The organism is Vibrio nigripulchritudo ATCC 27043 (genome assembly GCF_000222685.1).
In the GTDB taxonomy this organism is placed as follows: Bacteria; Pseudomonadota; Gammaproteobacteria; order Enterobacterales; family Vibrionaceae; genus Vibrio; species Vibrio nigripulchritudo.
The window spans coordinates 23,167-39,498 of sequence record NZ_AFWJ01000124.1; the positions used below are offsets into that span (position 1 = coordinate 23,167).

Below are 16,332 nucleotides of genomic sequence, written 5' to 3' on the forward strand. Positions count from 1 at the left end.
CTAAATCTAAAAAGTAATATAAGCATATGATATTAATAAAAATAAAACTCAAGTAAGTTGTTCAATTTGCACATCCCTATTGATTCCAAATTTCACTCTCCCCTCTAGGATTTCTCTCCCATTTCAGGCACTTTAGAGTTATATCAATAATAACGTCTGCCTCAATAAGGAAATTCTTTGGACTTCGAGCTCGATAACTTCAATGGCATCATCCTTTCTGCCGAAAATGTTCCTAATAGCAATGCCGTGTTTGCCAGTGAGCTGCGCGAGGTACTTGGCTATGCCACAGATAACCGCAAAAACCTGATTTGGTTAACCTTACCCATTGAGCAATCCCACCTTATTGGCGAAGCGACAGCGCAGGGTTTTACCTTTCACAACAGTGAAGAACGCACTATAACCCTTATTCACAAACCGAAGCCTGATACTTTTGTGCCGTTTATTCCTACCCACACCGTAGGTGCTGGGGCGCTGATTCAAAACGACCAGCAAGAGATTTTGCTGATCAAAGAACACGGCATGCAGGGTTACAAACTGCCCGGCGGGCATGTGGAACTGGGTGAGCCTATTGGTGAATCGGTGGTGCGAGAAGTGTGGGAAGAAACAGGGGTGACGGCAGAATTTGAGTCCATTTTGGGTATCACCACCAAGCACCCATTTCAGTTTGGTAAATCGAATATGTACATCGTCTGCAAACTAACAGCGACGGATGAAACCATCAACATTCAGGATGTCGATGAAATTGCCGAAGCGAAATGGGTTCCGGTGAATGATTTTTTGCAAGATGAAGTCAGCTACCCGTTTAATCGCCAAATGGTCGCAGCGCTGCTCAATCAAGACGGATTGGCACTGGTGGAATTGGCAGGCAATACTGGCAGGCACAAAAAACAAGAGACTTTCTTTGCTCAAACCAGCAGTGCGGTTCATTCACCGCTGTCGTTGAATTCCGAGCCAGCATTGAACCTGATGCCCGTTTTGCAGCAGCTGTTTATCCGTGAAGTCCAAGGAGAGCTGGTTGAGCAGCCTGAAATCAATTCCGATGCCCTGAACAGCGAACCATTCCAAAACTGGCTTGAATCGAAGCGTGGTTTCACGAGTCAAGATGTGGTGAATACCCGCTGGATAAAAACCTGTATTGGCGGTTACATTACCGAGGTGATGTTCCATGAAAACGGCACGTTAGACGAGTTTCGATTGTTCGACCGTTTCCAAACCCAAGGCACATGGCGGCTGGAACATGGGTTATTAGAAGTCAGTATTACCAAGGGCGATAACACCTATCAGTTCACCATTGTCGGTAATCAGGATCACAATGTTCACTCTGCGGTTGAGCACAAAAACGGCGAGCTGCATTCTTACTTGAAATTTGCACAAGTGAAATAAGGAGAGGCGAAATAGCGGGCGCTTACTCGGTAAATAGCGGATCGTCATCCAATACGCGCTTTTTGTATTGATTGGGGGTAATGCCAAACATGCCTTTAAAGGTTTTGATGTAGGAAGAGTCGTTCTCGTACCCGATTTGGCTCGCGACTGCTTGGATAGGCAGATCGTTATCCAGCAGCGCAAGGGAATGCACCATTCGGATGTGCTGACGCCATAAGGCAAACGACATACTGAATTCGCTGGCGAACAAGCGAGATAAGGTTCTTTCCGATGCGCCAACTTCTTCCCCCCACTCTGCCAGTGTCTGGTTTTGCGCTGGCGCTTCGCTTAGGCGTTCAAATATTGTTTTAAGCCGTCTGTCTCTTGGTAGCATCGTTTTAAACTGAAAGGGCTCTCCTAGCGAAAATTGGTCGTTTAATACCGCAACCAAATTGCGCAGTATGGAGTCTGATTCTGGTTTCTCACAAAAACGCTCTATCTCAAGCAGTAAGTGGCGTAAGAACGGAGAAAGCGACACTGCCTGAACCTCGGTTGGGCATCTTATATCTGACTCTGAATGTTCTGGGTTTAGCCGCGCAGGGTTGAGGTAAATACCAATAAACTGGGTGTCGCTAAGTGCTATGGATTCGTGCTCTACCCCTGCTGGCACAAACAAAATAGAGGTGTGCGGAACCAGAAATCGGGCGTGTTCGGTTTGGGTTTGCAGTAAGCCTTTTAGCGGAAAAATCACCTGATGCCAGTCGTGACCATGCCATGCATCCACGTAACCTTTTTCCATTGAGATGCGTTTGAACAGTGCCACACTGTGCTGCCGAACCTTTATGACTTGGTTAATGGAAACGTCTTGTCGGGTTGGCGTCATCATGTGTCTGGCTATCCTTATCAGCTTTGGTCTTCCACCACTAAGATTGTCCTGTAACTTAAAGGAGACAATCTATGAAAGTGCATTTTATCATCCACGAATATTTTGAAAGTGAAGGCTACTTCGGAACGTGGGCCAAAAACAACCGATTTACCACTCAATATTCCAAACGTTACCTTGGCGTCGCGCTACCCAGCAACAGCGACGAGTTCGATTTACTGGTAGTACTTGGCGGTCCGCAATCCCCCGCTACCACAACCCAAGAATGCCCCTACTTTGATGCTCAAAAAGAGCGTTCGCTTATCCTACACACCATTGAATCAGGCAAGCCTGTGGTGGGCGTATGTTTGGGGGCGCAGTTAATTGGCGAAGCGTTGGGAGCAAAACATCAAACCAGCCCAGAACCCGAAATCGGCAGCTTCACTATTCAACTCACCCCTGAAGGTATTAAAGACCCTTTACTGGCTGGCTTTAGCCTAGAAGAACAGGTCGGACACTGGCATGGCGATATGCCGGGGCTGACCGCCGATGCGAAAGTGCTTGCTGCAAGCCAAGGTTGCCCAAGACAAATTGTTCGCTATGGCGATCTGGTGTTTGGATTTCAATGCCATCTAGAATTTGTGCCGGAGCAGTTTGAAGCGCTGATTGAAAACAGCCAGAAGGATCTGACCTCGCTGAAAGACAAACCATTCGTGCAATCCCCAAGCGAGATCAAAGCCATGCCCACTCAACATATGAACGCCTTACTGGGGCAGTTCTTAGATGGGCTTGTAGCACTGTACCAAGCAACAAAAGCGGAACAAGGTTGATTCCCCATTAAGCCCATAACAGTAACACTCTGACATCACAGCAGTGCGAGGCGCCCGTACTTCTGCCATTCTTACCTTGGTTCTCCGTAAAGCCGATAGCTCCAGTCTTCGAGTTTTCCGGTTGATAAACGGCGTTCCACCAGCTTTCTCCATGAATCCACCAAAGGAGCATTCAGCAACAACTTAAGCTTTTCCTGCTCCAGACAACCAGTAAAAATCAAGCCCGTGACTCTGGATATCGGCCATTCTGGGAAAGGTCGCTCACATAAACAGATGTCGTCCCCCGCGCCAATATTGCCCTCGCGCAGGATTCGAAAATACCACCCTGTCCATAACGTTTCCTGAAGCAGAAGAGACATATCAGGGCGACCGAAACGGATATTGAGTTTCCAGCAAGGCATTCTTCCCTGAGAAACCTGAACTAAGCACTCACCTATCTGGTAAACGTCACCCAGACAAACGGAATTTTCATCCAGCCCCTGAGTACTCAGGTTTTCACCAAACACACCAACTCGATGAAACATAGGTGCATCACCCAGTTTGGCTACCCAGCGGTCGTAATGTTCGCTGGCATAGGCGTGAAGCGCTTTCTCCACTCCGCCGTGATAACGCTTGTCGGCTTGTTCATCGCCAACTAACCCCTGAAGATTGACCCAATGACGAGTATCCACAGGGTGTTTGTCTATGCCGCTGGTAACACCCTGTGTTATTGAACTGACCTTACCCGTCAGCAGCGATGTGACCGTTCCTACTTTGCGCATGCTCCTTCCCTCCATCCATTCACTGGCGAATACGAAATTACATTGAACCTAACGGCTGATATACCGGATTGATCGCCAGCACCTCAATGCGCGAATTCGTGCTTTTTAAGATTCTTTCTTCACTGTCGGATACGAATACCTGTCGCTCAAACCCGGCTGTCACGGGGAACGCTTCCAGCGCTATTTCGAGCTTTTCCTTACTGGCAGCCTGACTTAACGCTTCGATGTGAATGGAAAAAAGCGTCGTGTTGTTTTGGGAAATGTCCACGCGATATCTCATTGCTTCTCCTGCTTCTTACCAAAAAGCCGTGTTCTCAAAGGGTTGAGCTTACGGTTAAGAATTCTCTTAGTATGCTATTGCTCAACATTTAATATTAGGATACGTTATTCACCAATAGTGTACAACTAACGATTTTAAGAAACGAGTGAACATTTTTTAGCCAATAAGAAACATGAGAAGTTGTGAGGTAGAAGTGAGATGGGAAAGGTATACAGTTTCTCGGCGGGACCGGCGATGCTGCCTAGAGAAGTTCTCTTAAAGGCGCAAAGCGAATTACTGGACTGGCAGCAAACGGGTATGTCAGTTATGGAGTTCAGCCATCAAAGTGATGAGTTCGCCACTATTAGGGAAGAAACCGAAGCAAGGCTGCGAACCTTGATGTCGATTCCCGACGACTACCACGTGCTGTTTTCTCACGGCGGTGGCAGTGGTCAGTTCTCTGCGGTGCCATTGAATTTGATCGACCAGCGAGAAGCAATGAGCCGACAACGCGCCGACTTTCTGGTATACGGGCACTGGGCAAGCGGTGCTTATGAAGAGGCGAAAAAGTTTTGCCTGCCTCGTAAGCTGGATATCGCCTGTACCCGGGGAGGATTGCGCGCCATTTCACCAGAGCAAGACTGGCACATCGACCCGAGCGCCCAGTTTGTCTTTGTCTGCCCTAATGAAACCGTCAATGGTATCGAATATCACGCACTGCCTGAAACGAACGTGCCCATCGTGGCGGATATGTCGTCTTCGATTCTCTCGCGCCCTATCGATGTTTCCCGTTACGGTTTAATTTACGCCGGTACTCAGAAGAACATTGGTCCTTCTGGGCTGACGATTACCATTATCAGAAAAGATTTGATCAGGAATGACCGCCACAACATTCCAAAAATTCTGGACTATCGCCGTCAGGTTGAACAGCTTTCCATGGCGAACACGCCCCCAACTTTTGCCTGGTATCTGTGTGGGGAAGTGTTGAAGTGGGTAGAACAGCAAGGTGGTGTGTCAGCACTGTTTGCGCAAATCAGGCAAAAGCCAGCGCCTTATACCGATGTATTGATGAATCCGACTTGTACATCAATGACATTCACCCAGATTACCGCTCAATCATGAACGTGACGTTTCGGATTGCCTGCCCCAAAACGGAACAGCGATTTTTAGATCGCGCTCATCAGGCGGGACTGAAAGGATTGAAGGGGCACAAAGTGACCGGAGGCATTCGCGCCTCCATCTATAACGCGATGCCTTATGAAGGAGTGGAGGCGTTAATCCAGTTTATGAAAGCGTTTGAAATAGAGCATTCGCAGCGTGTGCACTCTGCGGTTAGTTCGACAAGTACCCCAACTGCTTAGAGATGTCTCGCGCTGCATTGCAGATCAAATCTAAGCTGCTTTGTTCTACGGTTTCAGAGCTGTCAAAACCGATAAGGATCAGGCTGGCTGCCATTTGCCCGACGGCGTCAAAAATAGGGGCGGCGACGGCTTTGGCACCGGGGATCACAGGGTTTACCTCTTCTCGCACCGAGACAAAATCGGCTTTAATCTGCTCGCAGCTTTCGGTAAAAGCTTGCCACTGCTGCGAACTGTCGCCCAGCTCTTTCTTAGCGAGAAATTCATACGCCGATGTCGGCAGGTTAGCCGCGAAACAGCGTCCCACGGCACTGCTGGTGACAGGTGCGTAAAAACCAATTTTGAAATTGACCGATACAGGGGACGGGTGATCGAGAAAGCGTATGATCATCGGCCCTTGAGTTGTCCAAACCGCCAACGCCGCCGCTTGCTGGCTGCTTTGCCTTAGTGCATGAAGAAACGGTTCGCAGGTTTGCACAATATCCGTTCTGCCAAGAATTTTTGCACCCAGCTCCAGCAACTTAGAACCGTGAAGGTAATTCCCCGATTCGTCTTGCACTACTATGCCCACCCTTAACAGACTTGCCAAGTATTTGTGCAGTTTGCTTTTCGACATCTCCAACTGCCCTGCGGCATCGCTCAGTGACATCGCCTGTTTTTGGTCGGCAAAAAAATCGATGATGTCGAACGCTTGTTCAACAGACTGAATGCCTTGGTTTTTCTTTTCCATAGTGTGTCTTCTGGGCGTACTCGAAAGAAGGATTGGACGAGGTACATACTACCGCGAGATGGGCGTTTTACAACGCTGAGTGTAAAGGCAAGAGCAAACAAAAGCCTCGGCATTCACCGAGGCATCGAAACTTGAGTTTACGCTTCAAGCCAGTTTTTGGATTCGTTTTCCCCTTGAACATAGCTGCCAAGGTGGGTGCTGAAGCGTTTGTTAATGGCGTCTTCAATCAAGGTACTTTTCAGCTCCGCTGGGTAAACTCTGAGGTTTTTGATGGTGTCTAGCCTTACCCATTCGACATCCTGGATGTATTCCTGATCGTTCAATCCGATAAGGTTTTCTTTGCTCGGTTCGCCTTCGTAGCTTTCAATCAGGTAGAAAAACTCGGCGTGATAACGCAGTGGGTGCTGCTCCTGAAACTCTCGCACACATATCAAATCGCCCACTTTTACTCGTAAGTTGGTCTCTTCACGAAATTCTCGACGCAGCGCATCTTTGGTAGTGGCGTCTTCATTTTCCATTCCACCGCCGGGTGGGATCCAATAAACACCAGTGTGGTCTTTGACTCTCACTAGGAGAATCTTGTCATCTTCGATAAGAATGCCTGCAGCTCGGATTCTGTGTTCCATCAATCATCCTTAAACACGTTAATGGCGGCTTGAATCAGCTGCCTGTGAATGGGAACCAAGTCTTGGTGCTCGGTTCGATAACCGCCGCCCACAACCGATGCGATGGGAATACCAGCGTTTTTAGCTGTTAAAAATATAAAATGGTCGCGTTGGTAAATACCTTCCGCGCTCACTTGCAAATAGCCTAGTTCATCATCGGTATGAATATCCACACCCGCATCGTAAATGATCAGATCCGGTTGATGAATGTTGATCGCCATCTCAACCACTTGCTTAAAGCTTGAAAGAAATTCCTCGTCTCCGATTTCGCGGGCAAGTGGCACATCCATATCCGACGTCGGCTTTCTGGCAGGGAAATTTTTATCACAATGGAATGACAGCGTGATGATGTCCTCTCTGCCTTCACATAGGGTTGCCGTTCCATCGCCGTGGTGGACATCGGCATCGACGATTAAGACTTTATCAATGTTCTCGTTTTTAAGTGCTTCATGCGCCGCCAGAACCAAATCGTTGATCAGGCAAAATCCGCTGCCAAAATCTTTGTGCGCATGATGGTAACCTCCACTCAAATGCAGCGCGATACCGTGTTCAATCGCCTGTTTCGCGGTTTCTACCGTGCCCCCTGCCGAGGTTAGAGTTCGGGTGATCAGTTGTTCACTCCACGGAAAACCGATTCGTCGCATTTTTGCTGCGGGCATTTCGCCAGAAAACAGCAGTTGAATGTACTCTTCATCATGCACTTCCAATACTTGCTCGGTGCTCAGCGCCGTTGGCTCCACAAAGGACAGACCTTCGCGCCACTGCGCATCGTGTTCCAGTGTTTGAACTACGTTTTCGTACAGTCTGCGGTATTTGGTTATCGGGTATCGGTGCTTCGGTGGAAGAGAAAGCTCTGAATAGATCGGATGATAAATAACCGGAATCATTAATAAATCGTTGTGAGATTGTTTGGAAAGATTGTATACCCAAGTGATATTGAGATTCTAGGAAGTTTATAGAGAAACTTAGCCTACTCCGTATTGATAATAGCTCTCATTTACAACCATATGCAATTCAACTAAAGTGATGCACCTTAACTGGTAATTGGAGGTTCAATATGGCTAAAAATCTGATGCTTATCTCAGGAACATTGTGCGGCGCATTCGCGGCCATCATTTTGTTCGCCATGATTTGCTTTGGTAGCTGGCTTGCCGTTACTCTACTTCTATTCAAGTAACCTCAATCGGAAGTCTTCATGTCACACGTTGTCATTACGGGCGCAAACCGTGGAATTGGTTTAGCCCTTGTTAAACAATACCTAGCATTAAATTGGACCATTACCGCCACCTATCGCTCTAAAGAGACCGCACAGGATCTTATTGAACTTGCCGATGCGAACCCTCAACTGACCGCTCAATTATTGGATGTGACCGACTACAACGCAGTATCGGAATTAGCGACTCAGTTAGGTACCGTCGATATGTTGATCAACAACGCAGGCTACTACGGTCCGAAAGGCTACGGGTTTGGTAATACTGACCCGGAAGAGTGGCGTAAAGTTATTGAAATCAACACCATTGCCCCCCTTAAGCTGGTGGAATTGCTGTATGACAACCTTAAAGATTCCGATGCCAAAACGGTGATCTGTGTGTCGTCGAAAGTAGGCAGTATGGCAGAGAATACATCCGGAGGCGGGTACATTTATCGCTCTTCAAAAGCCGCATTGAACTCGGTGGTAAAAAGCCTGCACAACGATTTAAGTGCTCAGGGTTTTAAGGTTGCCGCCGTTCACCCTGGTTGGGTACTCACCGAAATGGGTGGACCAAATGCCTTGATTACCACCGAGGTATCGGCTGAAGGGTTAGTGAAGGTGATTGCGTCCATCGACGAAGAAAAGAGTGGTGGCTTCTTCGATTACCAAGGCAATCCCATTCCTTGGTAAGCGTTCCCTGTTAATCGTCCAGCCAGCGCTTTAAATGCGACACCAGCTTTTGAGGAGCTTCAGAGAGTTGACGCCCGAGTCTGGTAATCAAATGCACCTCACCTTGTTTTAAGATGGGGTGTTCAACGGGCAGAGCGACCAATTGCCCGTCCGCTACTTCCCTCGCGACGACAAACTCAGGCAGCAAGGTGATCCCCATTCCTGAGCGGGCAAATTGCTTTAAGACGGCAATGGAGTCGGTGGTAAGTTTGGGGTGAATGCGAACCCGCTGCTGAAATTCTGCCATCCCGATAATCTGGCGAACGCCATAGTCTACGTCCTGTAACCCAATGGGGTAATCCAGAAGTGATTCAAAAGTGACCGCATCACGAATTTGAGTGAGGGGGTGATTCGGCGGAACTACAGCGCAGATAGGTCGCTGAACTCGGCTTTGGGTGCGAATATTGAGGTGCTTGCTCGGGTGAAACAACAACCCGATGTGCGCCTCGTCTTGCTCGACTTTTCGAATCACATCGTTTGATCCGCCAAGCATGACAGAATAGGTCAATTCGGGAAATTTGGCTTCAAATTGGGGAAGTGCTTCCGACATTAATTCGCCAACAAACCCTTCCCCCACAGCAAGTTTGATATGACCGCTTTGCAGCCCTTGTAACGCTTCAAGCTTTTGAAGACAAGCTTCCTGACTGGAGACGGTTTCGCGGTGGTACTTAAGCAGTACTTCACCCGCTTCAGTTGCCGCAACGCCTTTTCGGTGCCTTTCTAACAACACGCTTCCCAACTCTTCTTCGAGCATGGAAATCTGGCGGCTCACCGCTGACGGGGCAACGTTCAGTTTGTCTGCTGCTGCGCGAACGCTGCCCAGCTTGACCGCTTCGTAAAAATAGGCAACGCGCTTGTCGTTAATCGGCTTCAAAGCGTCGCCTTACTTGAGTTCCGATTTCACAAGCTCGACCCAGTAACTTGCGCCAAGGGCAAGAATATCGTCATTAAAATCGTAATGTGGATTGTGCAGTTCCGCGCTTTCTTCGCCAACACCGTTCCCCACCCAAATGTACGCTCCGGGTTTTTCTTGTAGCATAAAGGCAAAGTCCTCAGCGCCCATGCTCGGTGCCATGCAATGCTTAACATTGTCTGACCCCACCAAAGATTCTGCGACCTTTGAACACCTGTCGGCATACTCTGGCACGTTAATGGTCGGTGGATACATGCGGCGATAGTCGACTTCTCCATTCGCCCCGTAAGCTTCGCAAATATGATGAACCTGAGTGCGAATGCGGGATTCCAATAACTCTTGTACTTCGGTCGAAAAGGCACGACAGGTGCCAGAGAGAGTCACGCTGTCTGGGATGACGTTATAGGCTTCGCCCCCTTGCATCTTAGTAATGCTCACCACGCCCGATTCCAACGAACTGAGGGTACGCCCGACAATACTCTGTAGTGATGAGATAAGCTGACCCGCAATCACTACAGGATCGACGCCAAGATGTGGCATCGCCGCATGGCAGCCTTTGCCCGTGATGGAGATATCGAAAAGATCCATGGAGGCCATAACCGCATCAGAATGCACCGCGAATTTGCCGACTTCTAAGCCCGGCCAGTTGTGCATACCATAGACTGCATCAACGGGAAACTTCTCGAACAAGCCTTGCTCGACCATGGCTCTGCCACCCGCTTCACCTTCTTCGGCGGGCTGAAATATCACCACAACTGTGCCCGCAAAGTCACGATTCTCAGCCAGATATTTAGCCGCGCCAAGCAGCATAGCAGTGTGACCATCGTGGCCACAGGCGTGCATCTTACCTTCGTTTTTTGAGCGGTATTCAAAGTCGTTGGCTTCGGTTAAGTTCAGGGCGTCCATATCGGCACGCAGCGCAATGGCTTTTTCACCAGGCAAGTTACCTTTGATTGCCGTGACGACTCCGGTTCCACCTAAACCTTGGTCTACTTCCAGACCGAAACTTGTTAATAAGGTCGCCACTTTTTCAGATGTGCGATGCTCCTGATAAGCGGTTTCTGGATGGGCATGAATATCTCTGCGCCACTCTCGCATGTCATTGTGCAAGCTCTGTCCAATTGGCAATTCTGACTTCATGCTTATCTCTCTTCTTCCGGATATATTTCTATTATGGTATTACCCGCGAATTTAGCGGGGATTCGTACCCCGCCTTCCTCTGTCTGAACGTATGTTACGCCATTACTATCAAGATGTTGCATCGCTTTCTGCACAGAATGAGAACTTACGCGAATGGCAACACCCGTTGGCAGTTCACTTTCTTTACAAGGCAATGCCACGCCTTCAAAACGGCGACGCGCCCTTTCAGGTGACAGAACCTCAAATATGCCTCTGTCGGTCTGAACGTTTAAGTACCCCTCTTCAAGAGTGACCGCCTCTTCACCATAAATACCCTTGAACCTAGCTTCAAGATCAGCCGGGTCGCTCGCAATGTAGCTCACACAGGTAATGCCATTGGCACCATTGGGGTGGTTCATCCAGTCTTCGACCCACACCAGTTCGGGTTTGTGTTGGTGACAAAAGAAATGGGAAATAGAAGGGGTTTTGGAGTTAATCAGCATGACCAATGAGACAATCGCCTCTTCTTCCGTGCCATCTGGGCGGTGTGCTACACGGCGAAAATCGACAATGCCGTTATTTTCAACGCCACGCTCTTCCATCAATTGATGGTCTTGGCGTGCGTCTTCACTGTGCAGCGCCACCAGCGAAATACCTTCTCTTCTTTCTATGGAATCGCTAATGAAACGACCAAAGGCAAAGCCTCGCTCATTTTTCATATCGAGTTTGCTGTGATCATAAATGCTGATGAGTTCGATAAAGTTATCAGGAAACATCAAGAGATGGTTGTCGGTTCCCCATGGGTGGTGATGACGCGGGTTGATGTAAAACCCCAGCCTGGCGAAATCGTCACTGACTTTGTCCATATCTTTAACAGCAACCAAAGGATGGTCTATCCCTAAATGATTGTTACTCATGACTTGTTTTCCTTTCTTCCAACAGGTTGAGCCAATGTGCCCACGACGGTGGTGTTAGGCGCGACCGATTTGACGACCACGGCACCACCTGCCACTTTGGCATTCTGACCAATTTCAATGTTCCCAAAAATAACGGCACCCGAACCAATAAATGCCCCTTTACGGACTTTCGGGTGGCGGTCGCCCTCACCTTTCCCAGTACCACCTAAAGTGACACTCTGGAACAGGGTTACGTCATCTTCCACCACGGCAGTTTCACCAACGACAATCCCGACAGCGTGATCGAGAAAGATACCCTGACCGATTTTGGCAGCGGGGTGAATATCGACGCCAAATACCGCGACTACTTTCCCTTGAATGTAGTTTGCCATAGGTTGCATACCATTCTGCCAACAAAAGTGCGCAAAACGATAGCTCTGTAACGCTTGGTAGCCCCCAAAATAGAGCAGTGGTGTGGAATGGTCTTTAATACTGGCGTTACTTTCTAACTGACACAGCAAATCCTTGGTGAGCGCCTGAGCAATATTTTCGGATTGCTGCACCAGACCACAAAGAAAAGCGTGCCATTCGTGTTCATCGCCTTGGGTATCAACCAGTTTTTCTGCCAAAACCGAGCATAAAGCGTCGCTCAAACTGCCTCGGCTTAGAATGTGCTTTTGGTAGAAACTGGCAAGCAATGGCTGAGATTGCACAATGTCTCGCGCTTCTTGTTGAATGGTCACCCAAAGGTTATCGACATCAATATCGCGCTGGTAATCCGACATACCCTCTCCTTCTCTATTCGACCGAGTAGCCAAACGTCATGGCAGGATCTTGCGCGGTTTCTACCCAAACGCTCTTGGTTTGCATGTATTCCATAAGACCTGCATGCCCGCTGGAGCGACCGTAGCCGCTTTCCCCAAAGCCCCCAAATGGCGACATCACGTTGATCGCTTTGTAGCTATTGACCCAAAAAGTACCGGCATTCACTTGGGAGGCGATGCGGTGTGCTCGCCCAACGTCTTTGGTCCATACTGCACCCGCCAGTCCAAACTTGCTGTCATTCGCAATGGCGACCGCTTCTTCTTCGTCAGAAAACGGAATCACGGACACAACAGGACCGAATATCTCTTCCTGCGCCACCGACATTTGATTATTCACATTTGCCAGCACCGTGGGCGTATAGAAAAACCCTGACTCTCCTCCCTCGACGATGGCTTGTCTGCCACCAGCGGCGAGCGACGCACCGTCCGATATGCCTTGCTGAACCAGTGACTGGATATGGGAGAATTGAGGTGCATTATTGATGGGACCAACCATGGTGTCTTCCTGCCAGGGCAGCCCTTGCTGGATTTTTGTGGCAGCAGACGCCAGGCGCTCAGTCAGTTGATCGTATACCTTTTGTTGTACCAATAATCGCGCCCCAGATACGCAGCTTTGACCTGCCGCAGAGAAAACCGCCGCTTGTGCTCCGATGACGGCTCGGTCGAGATCGGCATCGTCGAAAACGATATTGGCAGACTTTCCACCCAGTTCAAGGACGCAAGGAATGACCCGCTGGGCGGCGGCAGAAGCGATAAGGCTTCCGGTTTTAGGCGAGCCAACAAAGACGACTTTTTTCGTTACTTTGTGCGCAATAGCGGCAGCCCCTGTGGTTTGTCCGAGTCCGTTGATCACATTCACCAGCCCTTTGGGTACTCCAGCCGTTTCAATCAATTTGACCAACGCGGTGGTGCTCAGTGGTGTGAGTTCACTGGGTTTGATCAGTACGCCATTGCCTGCGCATATGGCAGGTGCGATTTGCCAACCGCCAGTGAATATGGGAGCGTTCCAAGGCGTAATTTGAGTCACCACTCCATAAGGTTCGTGGCGAGTGTAATTCAGATGGCTGGTCGGGACAGGTATCACTTCTCCTGTGAGTTTGTCGCACCAACCGGCATAGTACTCGAACATCTCCGCCACTTTCGCGACTTCAATTCGGCAGTCCCGAACGGGCTTTCCAGCGGAAATGGATTCCAGCCACGCCAGATCATCCGCATGCTGGCGAATTGCTTCACCGCATTTCCACATTACCTGAGCACGGGCAAACGCAGTGAGGCTCCACCACGCTTTCTGAGCACGTTGCGCTGCATCCGCAGCGGCGTCCACAGGGCTTTCACCGGCATCTTTATAGGTAAGAAAGCTCCCGCCAGTCGCGGGGTTCGTCAGCGAGATGTCATCACCCTGACCTTGCACCAACTCTCCGTTGATCCAACTGCCAAATGCATCGCTGCCCAATAAGGTTTTAAGCAACGCCTGAACCTGAACACGACCATGTTCCTGAATATCTACTTTCATGATTCAGACTCCTTTTTCACGTATTGGGTAATACGATTAAAATCTTCACTGCCTTCGACCGACTCTTCGCTCTGAGACCAGATTTGGGTAACGTTCTCTGAGATGGGTAGGGACAATCCGCATTCGTCTAACAAAGCTTTGGCGAGCCCCAAATCTTTGCGCATCAGTTGCATGGTGAAACCAGAATCAAACTGCTCGTTCAATATCCAACGCGGAAAGTTCACTTCACTGATTGCACTTCGACCGGAACCCGCATTCAACCCCTCAATCAAAAGTGCAGGATCCAATCCGGCTTTTTCACCTAAAGTGATGGCTTCAGCAGTCGTCACCAGATGGGCGGCGCACAACAGGTTGTTTACTAGTTTCGCGACATGCCCGTTGCCCGACTCCCCTAAGTGCACCGCTTTTGCGCTTAACGCATCCAAGAATGGTGTGGCGCGCATCAACGCTTCTTCGCTACCACCCACGAGAATCACCATAGTGCCAGCAGACGCACCTGCTGCTCCGCCACTCAAGGGGCAATCCAGCATGGCGTGACCCAATCGGCTCAATTTGTCTGCTAACCTGCGGGTGACTTCTGGCTCGGAGGTTGTGGTGTCCATGATCAAAGTGTTTGGCTGAGCATGTTCAATAATGCCGCCTTCGCCTTCAATTACAGCCATCACGTGTTTCGCAGTAGGGAGGGAAAGAATAATGTTATTGACCGACTGGCAGAGCGATTCAATATCTTGCACCACCACAACCCCAAGAGTTCGAGCTGCTTGCTGTTGCTGCGCTGACGGGTCGAGACCAAATACTTCGAAACCTTCACGAGTCAGGGTTTCTGCCATGCCCAACCCCATGCTGCCAAGACCGATTAATCCAATACGTTTTTGAGTGTCCACTGTTACATTCCATTAACAACCATAGCTACATAGTAGGCGTTAATAAGAAATAGAAGAATGACAACATAGACACTTTATTGTTCTAATTTTGGCAACACTAAATTGCACAACTCTGCAAAGTGAGTTACGGGGGTAAATGTGGGTGGACAAAATGCGGAAAGAAAAAGAGACGTCACTGGAACGCCCCTTTGATTGGTATTATGAAACGCTGTTACGCTTCAAACAAATAGAGGTAGTCGCCGTAGCCTTGGCTATCCATTTGCTCAACTGGAACAAATTTCATCGCGGCGGAGTTCATGCAGTAACGCAGACCTGTTGGTTGCGGTCCGTCTTTAAACACATGACCTAGGTGAGAATCACCAAACTTGCTGCGAATCTCGGTTCTTGGGTAAACCAGTTTAAAGTCGGTTTTCTCTACCACATAGCTGGTGTTGATCGGCTTGGTAAAGCTTGGCCAGCCGGTGCCCGATTTGTATTTGTCGGTAGACGAAAACAGAGGCTCACCAGTAACGATATCAACATAAATACCCGCTTCTTTGTTATCCCAATACTTGTTGTTAAATGGGCGTTCTGTGCCGTCTTCTTGGGTTACGTAGTATTGAAGTTTGGTCAGCTTCCCTTTGATTTCCTCGTCCGAAGGCTTTTCGTATACCTTGGCAGTAGGCGCATTTTTCGCATTAATCAACTGGCGCAATGTTTTGGGGTTGGCTTTGCGATCATCACCAAACACTTCGTCTAAATACTGGTCGCGACCCGAAGCGAAACGGTAGTATTTGTATTTCAGGCTGCTCTTTTTGTAATAGTCTTGATGGTAGGCTTCCGCTGGATAAAACTTATCAAACTCGATCAGTTCGGTTTTCAAAGGTTTTGGGAAGATCATCGCCTTGTCGATTTCCATCATAAATTGCTCGGCAATCTGTTTTTGCTCGATATTGTGATAGAAAACTGCAGGCCGGTAGTGCACACCGCGATCAACGAATGATCCTTTGTTGTCTGTTGGGTCGATATGGCGGAAAAAGTGATCCAACACTTCTTCATAGCTCACCACGTTCGTATCGAACTTAACGCTAATGACTTCGATGTGCCCCGTTCTTCCAGAAGCGACTTGTCGATAGGTTGGGTTTTCTTCTTTGCCACCAGAATACCCAGACACTACATCCAGCACACCCGGCAGTTTTTCTAAATCGGATTCAGTACACCAGAAACAACCGCCCGCTAACGTTGTGACTTCCGTTTTACCCGATGCGACTTTGGCTTCCATCGTATCTGCGGTTCCGGTTTGACTGAGTAAGATAAACAGCACTGGGACAGAGAATCCCACCAATAGTTTTGAGACTGTATTCATAACTTCCTTCAACGGCTTTTTTATCAATGGAGTTACTTAAAAAGACAGACCTATCGGGGAAAAAGTTACAACGGGAATGAAAAATTCTCT

Annotated in this window: 16 protein-coding genes and 2 pseudogenes; 5 read left to right on the forward strand and 13 right to left on the reverse strand. The window is 48.8% G+C overall.

Features of this window, described 5'->3' with window-relative positions; translation table 11 throughout:
- Positions 1–177: 177 nt before the first annotated feature.
- Together RH89_RS12140 and RH89_RS29210 are read left to right on the forward strand one after the other, a co-directional pair.
- Positions 178–912: pseudogene (locus RH89_RS12140) on the forward strand (NUDIX hydrolase); the annotation flags it as partial.
- Between the two features lie 54 nt (positions 913–966).
- Positions 967–1,383, forward strand: a complete 417-nt coding sequence (locus RH89_RS29210; protein ID WP_174277954.1) for a hypothetical protein — start codon at positions 967–969, stop codon at positions 1,381–1,383.
- A gap of 22 nt (positions 1,384–1,405) precedes the next feature.
- Here RH89_RS29210 and RH89_RS12145 read toward each other — a convergent pair whose 3' ends face one another.
- Positions 1,406–2,245 (reverse strand): AraC family transcriptional regulator, encoded by an 840-nt coding sequence (locus tag RH89_RS12145; protein WP_038145722.1) that lies wholly within the window; start codon positions 2,243–2,245, stop codon positions 1,406–1,408.
- A 74-nt stretch (positions 2,246–2,319) separates the two neighbouring features.
- Here RH89_RS12145 and RH89_RS12150 point away from each other — a divergent pair, with 74 nt between their 5' ends.
- Complete coding sequence (locus RH89_RS12150) at positions 2,320–3,054, forward strand: glutamine amidotransferase-related protein (RefSeq protein ID WP_004402169.1); 735 nt, start codon at positions 2,320–2,322, stop codon at positions 3,052–3,054.
- 71 nt (positions 3,055–3,125) lie between these two features.
- Here the strand turns inward: RH89_RS12150 and RH89_RS12155 are convergent, their stop codons facing one another.
- Positions 3,126–3,815 carry an MOSC domain-containing protein gene (locus RH89_RS12155; RefSeq protein ID WP_004402170.1) on the reverse strand — a complete coding sequence of 230 codons (690 nt, stop codon included), beginning with the start codon at positions 3,813–3,815 and terminating at the stop codon, positions 3,126–3,128.
- Positions 3,816–3,852: 37 nt separating this feature from the next.
- Positions 3,853–4,095 carry a hypothetical protein gene (locus RH89_RS12160; RefSeq protein WP_004402171.1) on the reverse strand — a complete coding sequence of 81 codons (243 nt, stop codon included), beginning with the start codon at positions 4,093–4,095 and terminating at the stop codon, positions 3,853–3,855.
- Between the two features lie 198 nt (positions 4,096–4,293).
- Here RH89_RS12160 and serC point away from each other — a divergent pair.
- Positions 4,294–5,435 (forward strand): annotated as a pseudogene (gene serC, locus RH89_RS12165) (3-phosphoserine/phosphohydroxythreonine transaminase).
- Here serC and RH89_RS12170 read toward each other — a convergent pair.
- The 3 genes from RH89_RS12170 to RH89_RS12180 form a co-directional block, all read right to left on the reverse strand.
- A complete protein-coding gene (locus RH89_RS12170; RefSeq protein WP_004402174.1) occupies positions 5,407–6,162 on the reverse strand; it encodes an IclR family transcriptional regulator in 756 nt (251 codons plus the stop codon). The pseudogene serC and the gene RH89_RS12170 overlap by 29 nt on opposite strands.
- A 137-nt stretch (positions 6,163–6,299) precedes the next feature.
- Positions 6,300–6,788 carry an NUDIX domain-containing protein gene (locus tag RH89_RS12175; protein WP_004402175.1) on the reverse strand — a complete coding sequence of 163 codons (489 nt, stop codon included), beginning with the start codon at positions 6,786–6,788 and terminating at the stop codon, positions 6,300–6,302.
- Positions 6,788–7,714 (reverse strand): histone deacetylase family protein, encoded by a 927-nt coding sequence (locus tag RH89_RS12180; protein ID WP_004402176.1) that lies wholly within the window; start codon positions 7,712–7,714, stop codon positions 6,788–6,790. Before RH89_RS12180 ends, RH89_RS12175 begins: the two co-directional genes overlap by 1 nt.
- Positions 7,715–8,022: 308 nt before the next feature.
- On the opposite strand from RH89_RS12180, the gene RH89_RS12185 reads away from it, so the two are divergent.
- On the forward strand, positions 8,023–8,709 hold the full coding sequence (locus RH89_RS12185) for an SDR family oxidoreductase (protein ID WP_004402178.1): 687 nt from the start codon (positions 8,023–8,025) through the stop codon (positions 8,707–8,709).
- A gap of 10 nt (positions 8,710–8,719) precedes the next feature.
- On the opposite strand, the gene RH89_RS12190 is transcribed toward RH89_RS12185, so the two are convergent.
- From RH89_RS12190 to msrB, 7 genes are all read right to left on the reverse strand, one after another.
- Positions 8,720–9,622, reverse strand: coding sequence for a LysR family transcriptional regulator (locus RH89_RS12190; RefSeq protein ID WP_004402179.1), 903 nt, complete (start codon positions 9,620–9,622; stop codon positions 8,720–8,722).
- A gap of 9 nt (positions 9,623–9,631) precedes the next feature.
- Entirely contained in the window at positions 9,632–10,801 is a 1,170-nt protein-coding gene (locus RH89_RS12195) for a M20 aminoacylase family protein (protein WP_004402180.1), read from the reverse strand.
- A gap of 2 nt (positions 10,802–10,803) precedes the next feature.
- A complete protein-coding gene (locus RH89_RS12200) occupies positions 10,804–11,697 on the reverse strand; it encodes a VOC family protein (RefSeq protein WP_004402181.1) in 894 nt (297 codons plus the stop codon).
- A complete protein-coding gene (gene epsC / locus RH89_RS12205) occupies positions 11,694–12,461 on the reverse strand; it encodes a serine O-acetyltransferase EpsC (RefSeq protein WP_004402182.1) in 768 nt (255 codons plus the stop codon). The genes RH89_RS12200 and epsC overlap by 4 nt, the downstream gene beginning before the upstream one ends.
- Positions 12,462–12,474: 13 nt before the next feature.
- The gene (locus RH89_RS12210; protein WP_004402183.1) at positions 12,475–14,013 is read right to left on the reverse strand and encodes an aldehyde dehydrogenase family protein; all 1,539 of its coding nucleotides are present in this window, start codon (positions 14,011–14,013) and stop codon (positions 12,475–12,477) included.
- Positions 14,010–14,897 carry an NAD(P)-dependent oxidoreductase gene (locus RH89_RS12215; RefSeq protein WP_004402184.1) on the reverse strand — a complete coding sequence of 296 codons (888 nt, stop codon included), beginning with the start codon at positions 14,895–14,897 and terminating at the stop codon, positions 14,010–14,012. The genes RH89_RS12210 and RH89_RS12215 overlap by 4 nt, the downstream gene beginning before the upstream one ends.
- A 211-nt stretch (positions 14,898–15,108) precedes the next feature.
- Positions 15,109–16,242 (reverse strand): peptide-methionine (R)-S-oxide reductase MsrB, encoded by a 1,134-nt coding sequence (msrB, locus tag RH89_RS12220; protein ID WP_004402185.1) that lies wholly within the window; start codon positions 16,240–16,242, stop codon positions 15,109–15,111.
- Positions 16,243–16,332: the final 90 nt, after the last annotated feature.